The organism is Rosistilla carotiformis (assembly GCF_007753095.1).
GTDB classification, from domain to species: Bacteria; Planctomycetota; Planctomycetia; order Pirellulales; family Pirellulaceae; genus Rosistilla; species Rosistilla carotiformis.
Map to the genome: position 1 here is coordinate 1,045,112 of NZ_CP036348.1, position 20,562 is coordinate 1,065,673.

The window sequence follows — 20,562 nt, forward strand, 5'->3', positions numbered from 1 at the left end:
GGCAACCCTGCTAGCAATACAAGGAAACGTCACGCATCGACTCAGCCGTCTATTTCGGCCGACGGCTATCTATCGATTAACCGCGATTTCGATCCGCTGCAAGACTTCTTCACGTCCCAGAATTGCTAGCGTTTCAAACATCCCAAACCCGACAGCCTGACCGGTCGTCGCAACACGCAGCGCGTGGATGATCTGACCGATCTTGATCTCCTTCGCCTCGACAAACGCCTTCACGGCGACTTCGGTTCCGGCGACGCTGAAGTCGTCGGCCTTGGCGAGTTCAACGGCCAGGTCTTTCAGCAGCCCCACGGCCTCTTCGGGCTTGCGGATTCGTTTTTCGAAATCCTTCTCGACGTAGGTCAGTCGATCGGCCGGAATGAAACAGAATTCGTAATCGATGATGTCACCAGCAACTTTCAAGCGATCGCCAACCGCCGCCACGATTTGCCGCACGCGCGACCGCGTCGCGTCGTCGGCTTCCGCAACCCAGCCCGCTTTGAGCAGAAACGGCAACGCCATTTCGACCTTCCGATCGACGTCGAAGTCGGCCATGTGATCGGCTTCGAAAGCCAACAGCTTCTGTGGATCGAAACTGGCCGGACTCTTGTTGACCCGAGCCAAAGTGAAGTGCTTGATCATCTCTTCGCGCGTGAACCGTTCGGTCGAACCGTCCAGCGACCATCCCAGCAGCATCAGATAGTTCAAGATCGCATCGGGCAGGAAACCGATCTCGCGATAGAAGTCGACGATCACAGGATTAAACGTGTTGGCATCGGTATCCATCCCGATCCGGTCGGCGATCCGTTTGCCGTAGTCGGTCAGCGCCGCGAAGTCGCGTTGCTTCAGATATTTGTCCAGCTTCCGTTTGCTCAGCTTCGCCGATCCGCCCGGTTCGGCTACGTAAGGCAGGTGCGCGAACTGTGGCAGTTCGAACCCAAGCGATTGGGCGATGAAGATCTGCCGCGGCGTGTTAGGCAGGTGCTCGGCCGCGCGAACGACGTGAGTGATTTCAAAATCGTGGTCGTCGACAACGGTCGCCAAGTGATACAGGCACGAACCATCGGCTCGTTGGATCACGTGGTCCTGTTCAGCCGCCCAGTCGACGCGGACCTCGCCACGGACCAGGTCGTCGATTTGGCAAACTCCCTCGCGAGGCATCTTCAACCGCACCACGCCGGCTCGCCCTTCGGCTTCGAACGCCGCTGCTTGCTCTTCGGTTTCCGCCATCCAACGTCGGTCGTAGACGAATGCGCCTCCCGCCTTCTCCGCCGCCTCACGCTGCTGCTGCAGTTCTTCCGGCTTGGCAAAGTCGCGGTAGGCGTGGCCTGATTTCAGCAATTGATCGACCGCTTCGCGGTGGCGATCGGCTCGCTGCGACTGGTAATAGGGAGCGTGTGGGCCGTCGACTTCGGGGCCTTCGTCCCAGTCCATTCCCAACCAGCGGAAGCCATCCAAAATCGGCTGCAACGCTTCTTCGACGTTCCGTTGTTGATCGGTGTCGTCGATCCGCAAGATGAACTGGCCTCCCGCCTGCCGTGCCAGCAGCCAGTTGAACAGCGCCGTGCGAACGCCGCCGATGTGAAGGTAACCTGTCGGACTGGGGGCAAAGCGAGTGCGGATCATAGAACTGGGGTGTCGATGGAAACGAGAATCAAAAGCGAACGTCAAATAACATTAATATGGTGAAGCGAAGCTCACGCCGCTGGGCGTTGCCACGACCACCGGCATCGGCGTCGATTCCAAGCCGATTCGCCCCATTAGCCTGATCGATTGGACGAAGATCCGCTAGTCCACCCAGCGTCCCGCGGCCGATCAAGCCAACGTCTCGCATCGAGATCCTCGGAGAATCACGTCCCATGGCCGAAAACAAAACTCAGCCGACCGACGCCAGCGTCGACGATTTTATCGCAGCGATCGACAACTCGCGACGGCGGGCGGACGCTTTGACAGCTTTGGCGATCTACAAGGAAATCACTCGCCTGCCAGCGGTGATGTGGGGGCCGTCGATCATTGGGTTCGGAACATATCACTACGTTTACGCGACGGGGCGCGAAGGGGACATGCCGGCGGCCGCCTTCTCGCCACGCAAGTCGAACATGACCTTCTACGTCAGCGACACCTTTGACGGTGCCGATTCGCTGTACCAACGACTGGGAAAATACAAACGATCGGTCGCCTGTCTGTACATCAACAAGCTTGACGACGTCGACTTGGAGGTCCTACGCGAGATCATCGCCCGGCAATACACCCACGGATACGCCTGCTGATGCAGGATGGAGACGAATCCCCCGCGCTGGAGTCGAGGCTTCAGCCGATCGCCTTCGTCGTTTAGCCGCAATACCGTTCAACGAAGGAGCCTCGGACCGTCGCAAGAATTAGCGGCGTGATGTAGTGGACGAGGTTACGAGTCCCAGCGATTTGGTCTGATGCATGCAGAAGGACTCGTAGCCTCGTCCACTACGCTTCGTTGAACGGTATTGCGCGGTTAATCGAAGCGGTGAAGTATAAAAACTACTTCTTCGCGTACTGACGCAGCGGTTTGGGCAGCGGGAAGGAGACCTTTTCCTCGCGGACGGTTTTCAGTTCGACTTCGGCGGCAAAGTTCTCTTCGAGCCACTGGATCGTGGCGTTGACGACCGATTCGGGAGCGCTGGCACCGGCGGTGACCAAGACGGTCCAATCGGCTTGGAACTGGTCGACCGAAAGGTCTTCGGGACCGTCGATCAAGAAGGCGGGGCGATCGGGCGATTCGGCCAGCTCGCGCAGGCGTTGGCTGTTGCTACTGTTCTGGCTCCCCAACACGATCACCGCATCCGCGGCGTCGCTCAACAATCGTACTGCCTCCTGGCGGTTCTGCGTCGCGTAGCAGATGTCATCTTTGGGAGGCCCCTTGAGTTCGGGGAAGCGAGCCTTCAAGCGGTTGATGATCCGCGTCGCGTCGTCGACACTCAAGGTGGTCTGCGTCAGATAAGCCAGCTTCGATTCGTCCGACACGTCCAACTTGTCGACATCCTCTTCGGTTTCGACAAGGATAATCGCCTCGGGAGCTTCCCCCATCGTGCCGATCACTTCGTCGTGGCCGTCGTGGCCGATCAAGAAGATCGTATAGCCCTGCTTGGCGTATCGGATCGCTTCGAGATGGACTTTGGTCACCAGGGGGCAGGTGGCATCGATCGCCGTCAAGTTCCGCTGTTTCGCTAGTTCACGCGTCGCGGGGGCGACTCCGTGAGCGGAGAAGAGGACGGTGGCCCCTTCGGGAACGTCGGTCAATTCGTTGACAAAGACGGCCCCTTTGGAACGGAAGGTACGGACGACGTATTGGTTGTGGACGATCTCGTGATAGACATAGACCGGCGGCCCCATCGCTTCCAACGCGATCTCCAGGCTCTCGACCGCCATGTTGACGCCCGCACAGAACCCACGCGGCGCGGCAAGGTGAATTTTCATAGTAGAATCGTCTTTATCCCGAGGTCATCAATTTCGTCGAAGTTCCGCTACCGATAGGATAACCGGACAACGATTTTCTGCCTAACGCCCTTTTCGCGTTCTGCTTAGGCGAATCGGTCGTTGATTTGCAGCCGGCCGCCGCAGTCGCTGCCACCACCGATTCGCTCCTTCGCAGTCCCCCTTCATATTAAATAGGTCCTCGCCATGCCAGCCTATCGTGTCGAGCGTTCGATCCTGATCGATGCGGACGCTGAAACCGTATTTGATACCGTCGCCGATTTCAGCACCTGGAGTACCTGGTCCCCCTGGTTTGTGATCGCCCACGAAGCTGTCGTGACCGTGACCGATGACCCCAAGAGCGTCGGATCGATCTATCGCTGGAGCGGCGAATTCGTCGGGCGGGGGGAGATCGAACACCGCCAATTGGATCGCCCTCGCAAAATCGTCGACACGCTGCGATTCGAAAAGCCGTTCAAATCAACGTCGCAGGTCGAATTCAGCGTGCAAAGCGAAGCTGGCCAGACGCGGCTCTCCTGGGCGATGGATGGCACCCTCCCCTGGTTCCTGTTCTGGATGCGACGCAACATGGAGACCTTTATCGGTATGGATTACCAACGCGGCCTCAAAATGCTCCGCGAATACATCCAGACCGGCCGCGTGTTGTCGAAGAGTACGGTCGAAGGAATCGAAAAAATTCCGCCTCGCCGCGTTATCGGGCTCCGCGAGTCGTGCCAACTGGCCGAGATCGGTCCGGTGATGGAGAAGACCTTCGCTCGCGTTGGAGAAGACCTTCGCTCGCGTTGGGGAAGAGTTCTCGCGACGCAATATGCCGTTGGACGGGGAGATGTTGAGCGTTTACCACCCCAGCGACATGATGCGTGGCCAGTTCGAATTCACTTGCGGATTTGTCGTCGATCCAAGCGTCTCACTGCCGGCGGGGCTCGTCGAGTGCTCGATCCCGGCAGCCAAGGCGTTGCACGTCAAGCATGTCGGCAGTTACGAAAACCTTGGCAATGCGTGGAGTGGTGCTCACCAGTTTGCCAATTACCGAAAACGTAAACTCGCAAAGACCGAGACGCTGGAGATCTACCGCAACACGCCGGAGGATACGGCCGATGAAGACCTTGTCACCGACATCTATCTGCCGTTGCGATAGCTTTCCGTTTTTAAAACGCCAACGGGCAACCGATTTTCGCGAGCCGACCGCCCCCCGGGCCAAGATCCGATCCCCGCGTGCGAACCCCTTGGGGACGCCGCGTTTAAATGAACCCGTCGATTCCTGGTCGGGCCCAAAAAACGAAGTTGGCCACCCAGTGCAAATCTGCGATTCGATGTAAGGTATCAACTTGGCACGCGATAGCGTCCGGTTCTCCCGTAAGAAAAAACACCTAACGAGCGAAGTCCCATGTCCGACGATGTCACTCCCGAAAACGAACCGGCTGCCACCGATGCGTCCACCCCGCCGGCACGCAAGCCGGGGCGGAAACCGGTGATCCTGGTCGCGCTGACGCTGTTGTTCGCCGCCTTCACCATTGGCGGTCGCTACTTCATCATCGAACTGGAAGACTTGGCTGGCATCAGCATGGATGTGCTGAATGTGATCACCTTGTTCGGCACCGGGGCGTTGTTGTTGGGATGGGCTGGCTGGGCGTTGCTGTTGAGCGGTTGGAACTGGCCGCAGCGGATCGCCGTGGCGGGCCTGTTGATCGGACTGCCGCTCGGATTTCTGAGTCTGTTTCGCCCGGTCGGCGGCGGCGATATCGATTTCCTGCGGTTCGAGCCGGTCTGGACCGAGCGAGCCCAACCGGCGGCGCTGGCCGACGACGCCGCAGTTGTGACCGTCGATCTGAAAACCGAAACGCCGGCCGATTTCGCTCAGTTCCTGGGACGCGAGCAGACCGGCAGCGTCGACGCTCAGATCGATCCCGAGAAATTCGCCGACAGTCCAATCCTGTGGAAGAAAACGATCGGCCTCGGTTGGCCGGGCTTCGTCGCTCGCAATGGCTTTGCCGTCACGATGGAACAGCGTGGCGTCAACGAATGCGTCAGTTGTTATAAGATCGACGATGGCACGCTGGTCTGGTTGTACGAGCATCCGGCCCGGCACCGCGACGCGATGAACCTCGGACACGTCGGTCCGCGGTCGACGCCCGTCATCCACGACGGGCGGGTTTACGCCGTCGGCGCGGTCGGCAACTTCGTCTGCTTGGACGGCGCCGATGGAACGCCGCTCTGGCAGGTGGATCTGAACGAACTGTTGGATATCGAGCTGGCGGAAACGACCGACAACGATGGGCTGACGGTTCAATACGAAGAGAACACGTCGCTGGCGTGGGGCCGCAGCAATTCTCCGTTGATCGTCGACGACAGCGTGATCATCGCCGGCGGTGGGCCGCGCGACGGAACGAAGGCGACGTTGATGGCCTTCGATCTGCAGACGGGCGAACTGAAGTGGCGCGGCGGCGACGAGATGATCGCTTACGGATCGCCCACGATCGCAACGGTCTCTGGCATCCGGCAGATTCTGATGACCGCGGAGAGCCAGGCGATGGGATTCAATCCCGAAACGGGCGACGTGTTGTGGACGTTCGAACGCAGCGGCGACAGCGACGGCGGCGCGAACACCTCGCAGTTGTCGGTCGTTTCGGAGACCGACGTGATGACGACTAAAGGCTATCCCGGCGGCGGTGGCGAACGGATTCGATTGAATGTCGACGGCGAAAAGATCACGCCCGAATCGGTCTGGTATAACGCCAGCGTTCTGAAAACGAAACTGACCAGCCCCGTGATCTACGACGGGCACGGCTACTCGCTTTCCAACGGGTTTATGGAATCGACCGACCTCAGCGACGGAACGCGAAACTGGAAACAGCGCGGCCGGTTTGGGCACGGTCAGATCCTGTTGGTCGGCGACAAAATTTTGATCCACAGCGAATCGGGAACGCTGCATTTGATCGACGCTTCGCCCGAAGAGTATCACGAATACGGCGAGATCAAAACGATCGACGGCATCTGCTGGAACACGCTCTGTTTGTACGGATCGAAGCTGTTGGTCCGCAGCGATTTGGAAGCCGCTTGCATCGACCTGCCGATGCTGAGTCAACCCGCTGCGGATCCCGTAGCGTCGGAAAATTCCGAGCCCTAGGCACAGCGGCCCAAAGGTTGGAATTGCCTCGCATTTGCACTACGCTCATTCAGTGAAATCCGCATCGTGCCCTCCCCGAAAAACTCGCTGAAGGCTCGTTTCTCAACCCTCCCAGCTCCGCCGGGCGGGTGAAGTTGCCAGTCGAACGCCCCCGTCCCCCGCAGACATCACCCTTCCGGGCTGTGACCTGAAACCCTCCATGCCTTCCCCCGCCAGCCCGCTCGAAAATCCGAACGCCGCGCCGCCAAGCCTCGCAGAGAGCCAGGCCTACTGCCGACGGTATGCGCGCTCGCGGCGAGAGAATTTTGTCGTCGCCAGTTGCTGTCTGCCGCGCGATCTCCGCCAGGACTTCTACAACCTCTACACCTACTGTCGCACCGCGGACGATCTCGCCGACGAGATCGCTTCGCCAGCCGAGAGTCTTTACCTGTTGGATCTTTGGCAACAGCAACTCGAGCGCTGTTACGACGGTCAACCGACGCACATCGCTTTTGTGGCGTTGCAGTCGACGCTCGAGCGGTTTGCGATTCCGCGAGAACCTTTTCTGGATCTGTTGGTTGCCTTTCGCCGCGACCAAGACCAATCGCGATACGCGACTCAAGAAGAGCTGGCGGATTACTGCCGCGGTTCGGCTAACCCCGTCGGACATCTGATCCTGCATTTGGCGGAGGCGTTCGATCCGTCGCGGGCGCTACTGTCCGATTCGATCTGCACCGGTCTGCAGCTGGCCAATCATTGGCAGGACGTTGGTGAGGACTTTCGTCGCGGGCGAGTCTATCTGCCGCAAGACCGCTGCGAGGCGTGGGGCGTTACCGATGCGATGCTCTCTGCGCCGACAGCATCTGCGGAATTGAAGTCGCTCGTTTCCGAACAGGTCGAAATCGCAAGCCGCTTGTTTGACGAGGGCCGCCCGTTATTGAAACAGGTGCCTCGCTGGCTGCGGTTGGATTTGGAGTTGATCCTTGCGGGCGGCGAAGCGGCACTGCAAGCGATCCGCGACGCCGATTTTGATATCCTGGGCAAACGGTGCAAAGTGCCGTTGAAGACGCGGCTCGCCTGGGTCGCGCGTACCGCTTGGCTGCATTGGTCTGCCCGATGAACAACGCTCCCGCTTCGATCAACGCCAGCTATGCCGTAGCCGCTCGCGTGGCTCGGCAAGCAGCCAGCAGCTTCTATCCTTCGTTCTGGCTGCTGCCGCGAGCCAAACGACAAGCGATGTGCGCGTTCTACGCTTTTGCTCGACTGACCGACGACGCCGCTGATGCGGCGGGCGAGATCGCTGGAAAACGTCGCTGGCTCGATGCCTGGCGGCAGACGATCGAAGCGACCTTCGCGGGCGATCTGATCCCTCCCGCGTCGACGTTGCATTCCGCCGGACCGGAATCTCGCAAGCGATCCGAACTCGCGATGCAAATCCTGCCCGCGCTGCAACACGCGCAGAAGCGATACGCGATCGACCCGACGCTGCTTCTCGAAATCATCGACGGCGCGCTCGCCGACCAGCTGGATCGCTCGATCACAACGCAACAGGAACTGGACACCTATTGTTACCAAGTCGCATCGACGGTTGGGCTGGTCTGTTTGCAGATTTGGGAGTTTCATGGGGAAGCAACTCGGCAGGCTGCGATCGATTGTGGCAAAGCGTTCCAGTTAACGAACATCTTGCGCGACGTCCGCGAAGACCTGCAGCGTGGGCGATGTTATCTGCCGCAGTCCGATCTGCAGCGGTTTGGCGTCGATCCGCAGCGGCCCACCGACGATCAACAGGCAGCTTGGCTAGAACTGCTGAGTTATTACGGTGACCGCGCCGAGTCGTACTACCAGCAGGGTTGGCTCGCTTGGGATGGCATCCATGCCGACGGGCGACCGATGTTCAGTATGATGTGGCACAGCTATCACGCGTTGTTGAAGAAGATCCGCCAGCAACCGCTGCAGGTTTTGCAGCGACGCGTGCGACTGACCTGGCGGCAGAAAATGAACATCGCCGCTAGCCACTTTGTCCCCGGCTATCCGCGGCGGCTTGCCGTCGTGTCGCCTCGCCGCGATCAAGAGGGTTGATCGATGGAGACGGCACCGCCACGCGTTGCGATCGTCGGAGGAGGATTGGCCGGGATGGCCGCTGCGCTGGGACTGTCGCAGGCCGGATTGAAGGTGACGCTGATCGAAGCTCGCAGCAAAACCGGCGGCCGCGCGGGTTCCTTCATCGATCCGACTACGGGGGCGGAGATCGATTATTGCCAACACGTCGGCATGGGCTGCTGCACGAACCTGTTGGATCTTTTGAAGCGGACGGGCCAGTTGGACGCTTGGCGGCGTTATCGATCACTGACGTTCATCGGTCCGGCGGGAGAAGTCTGTCCGTTTGCGGGCTCGCGTTGGTTGCCCGCTCCGCTGCATCTGATGAAGGCTTTTTCGGGCTTAAGCTACCTGTCGCAAGACCTTCGCAAAACGATCGCTCAGGGAATTTGGAAGTTGATGCGTCTGCGTCCGGAAGACCAAGCGAACTGGCCGACGATGCAGGATTGGTTGACCGCTGCGGGGCAATCCGAAGCGGCGATCCGGGAATTTTGGGACGTGATTTTGGTCAGCGCCCTCGGGGAGGCGACCGATCGCGTCGCTGTCGCTCCGGCGCGGAAGGTCTTGGTTGACGGCTTCCTTTCGCACCGCGATGCTGGCGACGTCTGGGTGCCTCAGTTGCCTCTTTCGGTCTTGTTTGGTCAACGCTTGCCCGACGACTTAACCCGGCGCGGCGTCGAGATCCGATTGTCGGCGCGGGCGGTCGGGATCGAGAGTCACGGCGGACGCGCGACCGGCGTGCGGTTGAGCGATGGCTCGACGATCGCCGCAGATTATCTGCTGATCGCGACGCCGTGGCATCAATTGCAAAACGTTTTAGGTGATGCCAGCGATGCGGTCGACGATGGCGACGCGATCGCATCGATCCCCGCCTCGCCGATCACGGGGATCCATTTGTGGTGCGACCGGACGCTGACCGATGCGGATCACTTAGCCTTTGTCGGCCGCACGATCCAGTGGTTGTTTCGTCCCACGTTTGCAAGCGATCAACCGGGTAGGATCTATCATCAAATCGTGATCAGTGGATCGCGCGACTTGCCGCCGCGGCAACAACTGTTGGACCAAGTCGTCGGCGAACTTCGCGAATTGCTGCCCGCAGCCCGCGAGGCAAACGTTGTCGCTTCGCGGATCGTGACCGATCCCAAATCGGTCTACTCGGTTTCGCTGGCGACTGAAAAACGTCGGCCCGCCGCGACAACACGGTTACCCAACCTGTGGCTTGCTGGCGACTGGACCGCCACCGGTTGGCCCGCGACGATGGAATCGGCCGTGATCAGCGGCTATCGCGCGGCCGACCAGATCGCCGACAACTTGGGGCGGTCGAGCGGGAATGAGCGGCCGGCGTTGGCGAAATCGTGGCTCGCCCGGTTGTTGGTTCGTTAGGTGCAGTGGGCCAGAAACCGCAGGACATTGCTCTCGCGGTTGAACAAAGCCCCCCGCATCGTGGTCGCGGCTTCGTTTAACCGCGTGCCCCGCGTGCTGCGCGGCGATCGCGTAACGACCGACACCGTCGGGCCTGGCGTTGCCCCGACGGTCAAACGATCGGAACGCGACTTTCGCCAACTCTTAGCATTCCAGCGTCGATACAATGGACCCCGGGGATACTTCGTCACGAAAAAAATTCGCTGACTTGTTCCCCATTAAACCGAGCGGATTGGCTGCAGTGGCGGCATGGTTGCCGGTGGGGTTGTTGCAGGGGGAGGTATCGCGTCCTTGGATGGCTTGCCCCCTCGACGGCCACTCAATCTGAGGTAAATTCTTGAGCAAACGTAACGGCCTTGCCGCTTCGGGGCAGCAGGCGATTTCGTTGCGTTGCTCGCTTTCCCCTACACGATCGCTTCAACGCGGCGTGCTACCCCAGCACGTAGACAACTGAGACAAAGGAAGTCAGCAATGAACGCAGGCATTGTATGGTTGGTTTGTTTTGCATCGGCCATCGCAGCCCTGGTTTGGGCTCGCCGCTTTTACAAGGCGATGATGGAGGCGGACGAAGGAACCGATCTGATGCGAGAAATCGCAGAGAGCGTTCGCCAGGGGGCCGATGCCTATCTGAAGCAACAGTACCGGTGGGTCACGATCGTCTTTATTGTTGTCGCGGCGCTGTTGTCGGTGGCGGCGTATGGCTTCGGTTTGCAGAGCGGTTTTGTGCCGATCGCGTTTGTCACCGGCGGCTTCTTCTCCGGGCTGTGCGGTTGGTTTGGGATGAAGACGGCGACGCAGGCGAGCAGCCGGACCGCCGCCGCGGCTCGACATTCCCTGGACCAAGGCTTGCAGATCGCTTTTCGCAGCGGTGCGGTGATGGGGCTGACCGTCGTCGGGATGGGGCTGATCTATATCACCGTCTGGTTTGCGATCCTGTATTGGATCTGTCCGATGTTGGGGCATCCCCTGTCGCTGCAACAGATCTCGATCGCGATGCTCAGCTTCGGGATGGGAGCCAGTGCCCAAGCGCTGTTCGCTCGCGTCGGCGGCGGCATCTTCACGAAAGCTGCCGATGTCGGAGCCGACCTCGTGGGCAAAGTCGAATCGGACATGCGAGAGGATTCGCCGCAGAATCCGGCCACGATCGCCGATAACGTCGGCGACAACGTAGGCGACGTCGCGGGGATGGGAGCGGATCTGTACGAATCGTATTGCGGTTCGATCTTGGCAGCGTCGGCGCTGGGTGTGGCGGCGATGAGCAATCCGGCGCTGATGCCCGAAGGCGTCTCGGTCGAGTCGGCCCAGTTAGACGCGATGTTGTTGCCGATGGCGATCTCTGGCGTTGGGATCCTGTTGTCGATCGCTGGCATCTATCGCGTTCGGACCGGCGAAAACACTTCACAGACACAACTGCTGCACGCGTTGGCTCGCGGTATCAATTTCTCAGCCGCCTTGGTCGTCGTCGCGGCGGTGTTGGTCAGTCTGTGGCTGATGCCTCGTATTCCCGGCACGATGCTGTGGGGCGTGTTGCCCGGCGTGGCGGTCAGCATCATCGTTGGGCTGGGAGCTGGATGGTTGATCGGCAAGTGGACCGAATACGCGACCAGCGACGAACAGCAACCGACGCGGAAGCTAGCCGAACAAGCGGAGACCGGGCCGGCGACGCTGATCATCTGCGGCATCGCCGACGGCATGATGAGCGTTTGGGTGCCGGTGATCATCGTTTGTGCTGCGACGCTGGCCGCGTACGGCTTCGCCTGCGGCGGTCACTTCAACAACTTTCAATACTTCCCGCTGGGCCTCTACGGCGTTGGCATCGCCGCGGTCGGGATGCTCAGCACGCTCGGGATCACGCTGGCGACCGACGCCTACGGACCGATCGCCGATAATGCTGGCGGCAACGCGGAGATGGCGGGGCTGGAAGAAACCGTTCGCCAACGGACCGACGCGTTGGACAGCTTGGGCAACACGACGGCGGCCACCGGTAAAGGCTTTGCGATCGGTTCGGCAGCCCTCACCGCGTTGGCGTTGTTGGCGGCGTATGTCGAAGGAGTCCGCGACGGCTTTGATCGCTGGGCGACGGCGGAGGTGGTCCAGATCGATGAAGATGGTCTTTATAAGATCGCACCGTCGTTTGCACTCGAAAAAGCTGGCGACGAGATCACCCCGCTGCTGTTGATGCCAACCACATCGCTCGATCCGACGTCGTTGGACGGCTGGAATGCGATCGACACGTCGGCGGGGCCGGCGCGGATCGACGCGGCGGTAGTCTCGCAAATCGAAAACGGTGCCCCTCTGCTCGCGTCGACTCAGGAAAACCTGATCTCCACGCGAACCGCGACGATCCGCGACTTCATGCGTTATTACGACGGGTCGCTGATGAATCCGCGCGTCCTGGTCGGGATGTTCATGGGGGCGATGGCGACGTTCCTGTTCTGTGCGATGACGATGAAAGCTGTCGGCCGCGCCGCGCAAGGCATGGTCCTGGAAGTCCGCCGTCAATTGAAAGAGAACCCGGGGATCAAGACGGGCGAAGTCAAACCCGATTACCAGCGGCCGGTGGAGATCAGCACCAAAGCGGCGCAGCGCGAGATGGTGTTGCCCAGTCTGATCGGGCTGTTGCTGCCGATCGCGATCGGATTGGTGTTGGGCGTAGCAGGGGTGATCGGTCTGTTAGCGGGATGTTTGACCAGCGGGTTCTGCCTGGCGATCTTCATGTCCAACGCTGGCGGTTCATGGGATAACGCCAAGAAATACATCGAGAGTGGTGCGCATGGCGGCAAGGGGAGCGAGGCGCACAAAGCGGCAGTTGTTGGCGATACCGTCGGCGATCCGTTCAAAGATACCAGCGGCCCCAGCCTGAACATCCTGATCAAATTGATGAGCATGGTCAGCGTTGTCGTCGCCGGCCTCGTCGTCCGCTTCAGCCTGGTCGCGATGGGCATTCTGTAGCGTGCTTGGTGAGAAGCGTATTTCAATTCGCAAGCAGGGCTTTCGATCGCATCTCGTTGCCACACAGGCAGCGGCCCTGCTTGCTCACCCCGGCTTATAGCTCCCGATTCTCAATCGTGTTACGCTTGGGCTTCTCTGCATCGCTCCACCTACCCCAGAGAGTCACGTCGTGGCCGAACGTATCGTTTTTGAAGGTATCCGGTTTAATGTCCATGAGATTGATGTGCCGACGGCTGACGGTAGCCCAATCAAGCGGCATGTCGCTCGACATCCCGGCGCGGTGGTGATCGCGCCGCTGTTGGACAACGATCGCGTCGTGTTGATTCAAAACACGCGAGCCACCGTTGGCAAGACGTTGATGGAGTTGCCCGCCGGGACACGTGAACCCAACGAAACTGCCGAAGTCACAGCGGCTCGCGAATTGATCGAAGAGACCGGATATCGCGCCGGCAAACTGACGCGGGCTCTCCAGTTCTACGCTTCGCCAGGGATCACCGACGAATTGATGCATCTGTTTATCGCCGAGGATCTGACCGAAGGGGATCATGCGCGAGAAGCGGGCGAAGCGATCGTGAACCGGATCACCACCTGGGCGGAGATCGACGCGATGATCGATCGCGGCGAATTCGAAGATGGCAAAACGCTGACCGGCCTGCTGTGGGTTCGCCGTTGGCTGGACCGCCAAAACCGCTAACTGCACCTCTTGTCGACGCCTTTCTTTTCTGAACACCTCGCCTCTCATAAGTCATCATGCAAACCACCACGCTGTTAGCCGGAATCCCCGCCGAAAACGCCTCGCTGTTTCACCGCATGCCGTTGTCCGTCGGCGATCCCGCGGCTTGGATCCAAGTCGATGGTGAGACGACGGTGATCGTGCGCGACATCGAAGTCGACCGCGCGCGGCGACAACTGACTGCCAACCATTTCGGTTCGCCCGGCGAATACGCTCCCGCTGGTGGGCTGAGTCCCGATCGCGCGACCGCGACGGCTCAAGCAGTTGCCGAGTTCTTGGCTCGCAAAAAGATCGCATCGATTCAAACCGATCGCACGCTGCCGTTCATCTTCGCTTGGCACATCCAACAAGCGGGAATCGAGATCGCCTACAACGCCGACCTGGGCGTGATCGATCGCCGCAGCAAGAGCGACCGCGAACTGGAATGTTTGCAAACGGCTCAAGAGATGACGCAGCGGGCGATGGAATTGGCGTGCCGCACGATCGCCGCAAGCACCGCCAATGCCAGCGGCCAATTGGTGCACGAAGGGGAATTGTTGACCAGCGAACGCGTCAAAGCGATCGCCGCGCAGTTCTTTCTCGAGCACAACTTTGCCATGGAACATGGATCGATCGTCGCGACAGCTCCCGAAGTCGCCGACTGTCACCACGCCGGCGCGGGGCCGCTGAGAACCGAGGTGCCGATCGTCGTCGATCTGTTCCCGCGCGATTTGTCCAGCCGCTACTGGGGCGATTGCACGCGGACTGTCGTTCACGGGCAAGCGTCCGAAGAGGTCAAGCAGATGCACGCGGCGGTGGTTCAGGCCAAAGCCGCTGCGACGGCTGCGCTGCGAGTGGGAAACACCGGCGACGCGGTGCACCAAGCGTCGACCGACGTCTTGCTCGACCGCGGCTATCCGCTGTCGCGCGGCACGGTCACCGACCATCCATCGATTCAACACGGCACCGGGCACGGGATCGGGCTGGAGATTCACGAACCGATTCTGTTGGACGACGGCGGCCCTGAGATTCTGCCGAATGAAGTCCTGACGATCGAGCCCGGTTTGTATGGTCGCAACGTCGGCGGTGTCCGTGTGGAGGACATGGTTGCCGCGACCACCGACGGCCCGGTCGTCTTCGGCACCTTGCATCAAGGACTCGATTGGAAGTGACCGCGGCGAGCAATTAGAATGTTCCACGGCATCGTTGTTCGTCTGCCAATCGCCAAGCTTTTGTCTGCCTTTCCAGGACCTTTGCGCATGTCACCTCGCTATCTTTCCGCAGCAGTCGTGCTGCTTGTCGTCGGCTTCACCTCCATCGCATCGGCTCAGCGCGGAGGCCGCGGTGTGCGTCCGACAGGCGATTCCTCCGTCACCGATCCCGAACTGCTGGGGCTGCACAAGGAGTTCGTTTCCAAGGCGGAGAAACTGGCGGCGGAATACGAACGCAAGAAGAACCTCGACGGAGCCCGCGAGGTTTACGAATCGATGACCCGTTTGATTCCCGAATACGAAGCCGCTCAATTGGGGCTGAAACGAATCTTGAACGCTCAATCGACCCAAGATCGCAAGGTGGTCGAGGTCCAAGCGAATCGCGACTGGCAGGATACGCAGATCATCATTGTCAAAGGGAACCCGGTCCACATCGAAGCCAAAGGAACTTGGATTGTCGTCAACGAGACCGACGCCGATGGCCTGGTGATTCCCAAAGAGATGGATCCGAAGAACAACAAGATCAAACTGGGGACGCTGATCGGGATGATCGTCAGCCAGCCCGACGTCAGCAAATTAAAGCCGTTCCCGATCGGCAACGGGACCGATTTTATCGCTCCCGAAACGGGCAGGTTGGTGCTGCGGATGTTCGACGTCGAACCGCGCGACAACAAAGGAAGCATGTCGGTGCTGGTGCAAAGCACCTTCGGCCGCCCGTAGGGCCGGCATCCACATGCCACCTCGTTTAACGAAGGAGCCTCGGACCGTGGAAAAAAATTAGCGGCGGGACGTAGTGGACGAGGTTACGAGTCCCAGCGATTGGGTCTGATGCAAAAGGACTCGTAGCCTCGTCCACTACGCTTCGTTAAACGATTGGGGCGTCGTTTAGCTTTTCGGTGCTTGGGTTTCCGCTTCGGCAGCCTTCGCGGTTTCCGAGACTGGTTCGCCCCAGCCCGGTTCAAACGTTTTGCTGCACGCGGTGCAGACGACTTCGGTTGCCAAGCAGGTGTCGGCGATCGGTTGTTTGGCCTGGCAGTGATCGCACTGCACTTCGACGTTCATCGGCAGCTTGCCCAATGCGTCGAGCTGTTCGTCGGAGAGATCGGGGATCTCGATATCTTCGGGAGCGATCGTGACCAGCAGTCCACGTGTGATCTCCTGGATTCCGGCCAGCCGATTTGCCAGCCGGCGGACCGTGCGTTCGAAGGCGTTCCGGGCGGTCCGGCCGTTGCCGAAGTGACGGTCTCGCGTGGCGTATAAGAAGGTCAGCCCATGCAGCACGCGACGTCGGGTTTCGCTGGGCAGTTCGTACTTCGCCTTGCCACACATCAAGCCGAAGATGCGACTCAATTCGCCCGGCGTGTAATCGATGAACTCCATCGTCGTGCCGACCCGTGAACTGAGCCCGGGGTTGGACCGGATCATCGTGTTCATTTCGTTGGGATATCCGGCCAAGATCACGACCAATCGATCGCGTTGATCCTCCATCCGTTTCAGCAGCGTTTGGATCGCTTCACGGCCGTATTGATCCTGCCCGCTGGCATCGATCAGCGTGTACGCCTCGTCGATAAACAGCACGCCGTCGAGCGCTTCGTCGATCTTGGCGTTGGTCTTGGGTCCGGTCTGCCCCGCGTATTCGGCGACCAATCCACTGCGGTCGGTCTCCGCCAATTGGCCTTTGTCCAACACGCCAAGAGCTCCAAAAATGTCGGCGATGATCCGAGCGACGGTCGTCTTGCCCGTTCCCGGATTACCGACAAACGACATGTGCAGGCTCGGTTCGGTCGTCGGCAGCCCCTCGGCGACGCGGCGTGCTTCCATCTTCAAAAAGTTCGTCAGCGTGGAGACTTGCTCTTTGATGTTCTCCAATCCGATCAACTCGTTCAGCTTCGCCAGCGACTTCTGCAACCGCTCCTCGGGCGATAGCTGAGGTTCCGGTTCGGCAGCCGGCTCGGTCGTCGTGGGCCCGGCCTGCGCAGAAGCCGTCGGCGCTGGCGATGCCTGTCGCAGCGGAGGCTCTGGATTCTTGCGCAGCCGCTGCGAGTCCTCACCGACTTTGCGAACCACCTCGCGCTCGGTTCGACTGTCGCCAGCAAAATGAGCTTCGGTTTGCGCCGCCGCTTGATCGAGATCGGCTTGCAACTGACGCAGCCGCGCCGCGTCGGCGGTACCGATCAAACCGTCCGCTTTGGCGACGATGTTCGCCATCCGGATCGCCAGTGCCATGACTTCGCCCCAGCGATCGCGCAGCGGCGGTAGGACGATAAAGGGTTGGATCAGGTCGTGCCACTCGAAGTTCTCGGCTTCATCCAACAGCCACTCGACCGCCTCACGCAGCTGTGCCCCCATGATCGGTTTGCCCCACAGATGCGTCAGCAGCACGCGTCCCAATTGACGCTGTTCGATCAGGTTGGCCGCTTGGCTGGACGCTCCGACGGCGAAGACTTTCATGATGAAGCCACTGTGCAGGTCGTCCATCTGGCTGACGAAATCGGTCTCGCCGCCGTCGAGCATCCAGGCGTCGTGGTCGACGATCTGACGACCGCTGCTGATGAACAGGTCGCGCGTCTGTTGCAAGGCTTCGCGGTAGGTGCGGATCGAAGCCAATATGGCGTCGTCGTTGGGAGTGTCCATTGCCTGAGGTCCAATTGATATGCGGTGATACAAACGCCAGCGTCTCGCTAGAATATCAGCATTTGCATTGGCGTGGAATCAACCGGGGACAGCATGATGGGCTTCATTCGCCAATGGCAAACGCAGTGGACTGCGATGTCGACCGACCAGCGGCGGCGGGCGGCTTGGGCATTCGCTTGGTTCTTCTGCATTCTGTTGGCCTACTTTGTGATCCGCCCGGTCCGCGAGACGATGGGGATTCAGGGAGGCACGAAACAGTTGCCGTGGCTTTTCCTGGGCACTTTCACAACGATGCTGATCGCCGTGCCGATCTATTCATTTGTTGTGGCTCGCTGCCAACGCAAACGTTTGGTGCCGATCGTCTACCGATTCTTTGCCCTCAACCTGCTGCTGTTCTGGTTGGCGATGCACGTCGAAAGTGCCGAGGTCCACGTTTGGGTCGCGCGATGTTTCTTCATCTGGACCAGCGTCTTCAGCCTGTTTAACACATCGGTCTTCTGGAGCGTGCTGGCCGATCTCTATGACAGCCGCCAAGCCAAACGCGTCTTTGGAATGATCGCTGTCGGAGGCACTTTGGGAGCGATCGTCGGTTCGCTGTTGACCTCGCTGCTGTCGACGATCCTGGGCGTGCAGAACCTGCTGTGGCTGCCGATCGTGCTGTTGGAAGTTGGCGTCTTTTGCGCTGGCCGGATGATGAAAGCCGAACCACCCGCAGTCGACGTTCACGATTCCGACGGGGTTGCTGAATCGGAGTCGTCGGCTGACGCAAAGTCTTCCGACGACGAACCGGCACCGGGCGGAGGGATCTTCGAAGGGATCACGCACGTCGCCCGTTCGCCTTACCTGGCGATGATCTGTCTGTTCCTGTTGCTGGGCCAATTGACCGGCACGCATTTTTATCTGGTGCAAGCGGAACTTGTGAAAGAGTTTATCCCCGAACGCGACGCGCAGACCGCTTTGTTTGGCAAACTGAATCTGTTTACTCAGCTGCTGACGCTGGGATTACAAGCCGGTGTGGTCGGGCTCGTGTTGCGACGGATGGGAGTCGCGGCGGCGCTAGTGCTGCTGCCGATCGTCTGCTTGCTGGCGTTGATCGGGCTGGGGCTGTTTCCATCGATCGCCGTTCTGGCGATCAGCGACGTCCTCCGCCGCGGGGTCGTCTACGGCGTGACGGTTCCATCGCGAGAGGTCTTGTTTACAGTGGTCGATCGCGCCGACAAATACAAATCGAAAAGCTTCATCGACACCGTCGTGGTCCGCGGCGGAGATGCGATCAGCGGCCAAGCGTTTGCTTTCATCCGCCAGTGGCATCTTGGACTGGCTGCAATGAACGCGTTGATGATCCCCGTCGTGATCGCTTGGGGAATCTTGGCGATCTACCTGGGATGCCAACAAACCCGCCGCGCGGCGGCAGGGGAATGCGAGTCGAAAGCCAAAGCCGATGGTGTTGCGTCGATTGAGAACGTTTGAGTTTGCCCCGAAGGATCCGAAAGTGAGTACCCGTCTGCCCAACGCTCACGTTCAGGATCGGCGGAATAGGCAGTGCGGCGAAGGCTACGTAATTCGGGCCACGCGGTGACCTGGACGGGTGCCTTTGGGTGGCACTACTGTTCAGGAGGTTTGTGGGCATGCCCAGGCTGGACACCAAAGGAATTTCGCCTGCAATCGGATTCTGAAAGCGCGAAAGACTATTTAGAAATGGATATTGTCAAACATAAGCGCAAGCTGATTCATCGCGGCAAATATGTGTTTGCGCCAGCGGGTTGGCTGCCCGTTCGTCGAGGCGCCAAAAAACCACAGCGGCTCGATGCGTCGCGTGATTTGCTAGCGGAATATCCTGACCGGATGCGGTTGCTATGGCACGATCCGTCCGAGGGAGGCTCCGTAATTGAGATTGCTGGGGGATGGTGTTACGGTCGGCGCTGCGACTGGATCGGAATCGACGATCGTACGCTGGCAGATCTGCACGGCGATGGCAGTCAGCTAATCCCTGAGATGCCTCCCAGCGGGCCGCTTAATCCACGTTACTACCGTCATCGGTTAACGACCTCGCGCCGTTTCCCGAAGCCTGTGCAAGTCGATGGCGATGTCGTCATTCTCAACTCGCCTGGATCGCATTACTATCATCACTGGCTGCGTGAAACGCTGCCGCGTCTGGAGTTGGTCCTCCAAGCGGACGCCTACGTGATCGATAACTACAAGTCGTTCCAGTGGCAATCGCTGCAGTTGTTGGGCATTCCAGCGGAAAAGATCATTGAGCCTCATCAGGGCTTGAGGCTTCAAGCCAATCGTTTGATCGTGCCATCCATTGCAACCGCGGGCTCGCGACGTCGCCTCGGAATTCACTTGCAAAGTCAAACCGACAACAGTTTGGCAGCACTACATTCCAAGCCGAGTCAGCGTGTCTATGTCAGCCGTCGAATTGCCTGCAAACGTTTATATACGTTGGCTTAAGTTCAACAAGATTCCCTTTTACCGGGTAATCTCTCACAATCCGTAAGATTTCGTCATTCTGCGCACCGTCGAACGCACCAACCTGTACAAAAACAATCCGCCCTCTTTTGAATGACTTGTTCCGCACGTGCCAAGGGAACCCCGCTACCAAAACGAAGCTCGGGTTGATCGACCGGGATACACGGCTATCGAGTGCGCGCTAGCCCGATCCTGCGCAAGATGCGAGCGTGAGCGTGCTTGACTTCGTTTTCGGTTGGGAACCCTGTCTCTCAGGAAAACATGCACCTTTTGAGTTGTCCGAAAACTCGAGACCGGTAGCAGACACCATAGCCGCTTCTACGGTAAATCACAGTGTCGCCGGCCCATCGAACTCGTCATCGCAAAAGGTGGGCGGCGTTGCTTATGAAAGGAGTTTCTATTTCACTGTTTCGAATTGTAAAAGTTTATAACGCTTGTTGACGTGCGATCTACGACTTTGCTAGAGAATCAGACTTGCCAAATGAGGGGGG

General features: G+C 59.5%; 15 protein-coding genes and 1 pseudogene. 13 read left to right on the top strand and 3 right to left on the bottom strand.

What is annotated here, in order from left to right:
• Positions 1–69: 69 nt before the first annotated feature.
• A complete protein-coding gene (gene gltX / locus Poly24_RS03780) occupies positions 70–1,623 on the bottom strand; it encodes a glutamate--tRNA ligase (protein WP_145090682.1) in 1,554 nt (517 codons plus the stop codon).
• Between the two features lie 233 nt (positions 1,624–1,856).
• On the opposite strand from gltX, the gene Poly24_RS03785 reads away from it, so the two are divergent.
• Positions 1,857–2,267, top strand: a complete 411-nt coding sequence (locus Poly24_RS03785) for a DUF1801 domain-containing protein (protein WP_145090685.1) — start codon at positions 1,857–1,859, stop codon at positions 2,265–2,267.
• A 244-nt stretch (positions 2,268–2,511) separates the two neighbouring features.
• On the opposite strand, the gene ispH is transcribed toward Poly24_RS03785, so the two are convergent.
• Complete coding sequence (gene ispH, locus Poly24_RS03790) at positions 2,512–3,447, bottom strand: 4-hydroxy-3-methylbut-2-enyl diphosphate reductase (protein WP_145090688.1); 936 nt, start codon at positions 3,445–3,447, stop codon at positions 2,512–2,514.
• 204 nt (positions 3,448–3,651) lie between these two features.
• Between ispH and Poly24_RS27770 the strand changes: the two are divergent.
• The 10 genes and pseudogenes from Poly24_RS27770 to Poly24_RS03840 form a co-directional block, all read left to right on the top strand.
• Positions 3,652–4,080 (top strand): annotated as a pseudogene (locus Poly24_RS27770) (SRPBCC family protein); the annotation flags it as partial.
• Between the two features lie 193 nt (positions 4,081–4,273).
• Positions 4,274–4,603, top strand: coding sequence for a GyrI-like domain-containing protein (locus Poly24_RS27775; protein ID WP_145090694.1), 330 nt, complete (start codon positions 4,274–4,276; stop codon positions 4,601–4,603).
• A gap of 249 nt (positions 4,604–4,852) precedes the next feature.
• Entirely contained in the window at positions 4,853–6,592 is a 1,740-nt protein-coding gene (locus Poly24_RS03805) for an outer membrane protein assembly factor BamB family protein (protein ID WP_145090697.1), read from the top strand.
• Between the two features lie 199 nt (positions 6,593–6,791).
• Entirely contained in the window at positions 6,792–7,691 is a 900-nt protein-coding gene (gene hpnC / locus Poly24_RS03810; protein WP_145090700.1) for a squalene synthase HpnC, read from the top strand.
• A complete protein-coding gene (locus Poly24_RS03815; protein ID WP_145090703.1) occupies positions 7,688–8,650 on the top strand; it encodes a phytoene/squalene synthase family protein in 963 nt (320 codons plus the stop codon). Before hpnC ends, Poly24_RS03815 begins: the two co-directional genes overlap by 4 nt.
• Before the next feature lie 3 nt (positions 8,651–8,653).
• On the top strand, positions 8,654–10,051 hold the full coding sequence (hpnE, locus tag Poly24_RS03820; RefSeq protein WP_145090707.1) for a hydroxysqualene dehydroxylase HpnE: 1,398 nt from the start codon (positions 8,654–8,656) through the stop codon (positions 10,049–10,051).
• 510 nt (positions 10,052–10,561) lie between these two features.
• On the top strand, positions 10,562–13,042 hold the full coding sequence (locus tag Poly24_RS03825) for a sodium-translocating pyrophosphatase (RefSeq protein ID WP_145090710.1): 2,481 nt from the start codon (positions 10,562–10,564) through the stop codon (positions 13,040–13,042).
• Between the two features lie 169 nt (positions 13,043–13,211).
• Positions 13,212–13,736 (top strand): NUDIX hydrolase, encoded by a 525-nt coding sequence (locus Poly24_RS03830; RefSeq protein ID WP_145090713.1) that lies wholly within the window; start codon positions 13,212–13,214, stop codon positions 13,734–13,736.
• A 56-nt stretch (positions 13,737–13,792) separates the two neighbouring features.
• A complete protein-coding gene (locus Poly24_RS03835) occupies positions 13,793–14,926 on the top strand; it encodes a M24 family metallopeptidase (RefSeq protein WP_145090716.1) in 1,134 nt (377 codons plus the stop codon).
• Positions 14,927–15,013: 87 nt separating this feature from the next.
• Positions 15,014–15,685 (top strand): hypothetical protein, encoded by a 672-nt coding sequence (locus tag Poly24_RS03840; RefSeq protein ID WP_145090719.1) that lies wholly within the window; start codon positions 15,014–15,016, stop codon positions 15,683–15,685.
• 165 nt (positions 15,686–15,850) lie between these two features.
• Here Poly24_RS03840 and Poly24_RS03845 read toward each other — a convergent pair whose 3' ends face one another.
• Positions 15,851–17,599: an AAA family ATPase gene (locus Poly24_RS03845; RefSeq protein ID WP_145090722.1), complete on the bottom strand. Its 1,749-nt coding sequence runs from the start codon at positions 17,597–17,599 to the stop codon at positions 15,851–15,853.
• Between the two features lie 93 nt (positions 17,600–17,692).
• On the opposite strand from Poly24_RS03845, the gene Poly24_RS03850 reads away from it, so the two are divergent.
• Both Poly24_RS03850 and Poly24_RS03855 read left to right on the top strand, forming a co-directional pair.
• Complete coding sequence (locus tag Poly24_RS03850; protein ID WP_231753456.1) at positions 17,693–19,069, top strand: NTP/NDP exchange transporter; 1,377 nt, start codon at positions 17,693–17,695, stop codon at positions 19,067–19,069.
• 228 nt (positions 19,070–19,297) lie between these two features.
• Positions 19,298–20,053 (top strand): glycosyltransferase family 61 protein, encoded by a 756-nt coding sequence (locus tag Poly24_RS03855; RefSeq protein ID WP_145090725.1) that lies wholly within the window; start codon positions 19,298–19,300, stop codon positions 20,051–20,053.
• Positions 20,054–20,562: the final 509 nt, after the last annotated feature.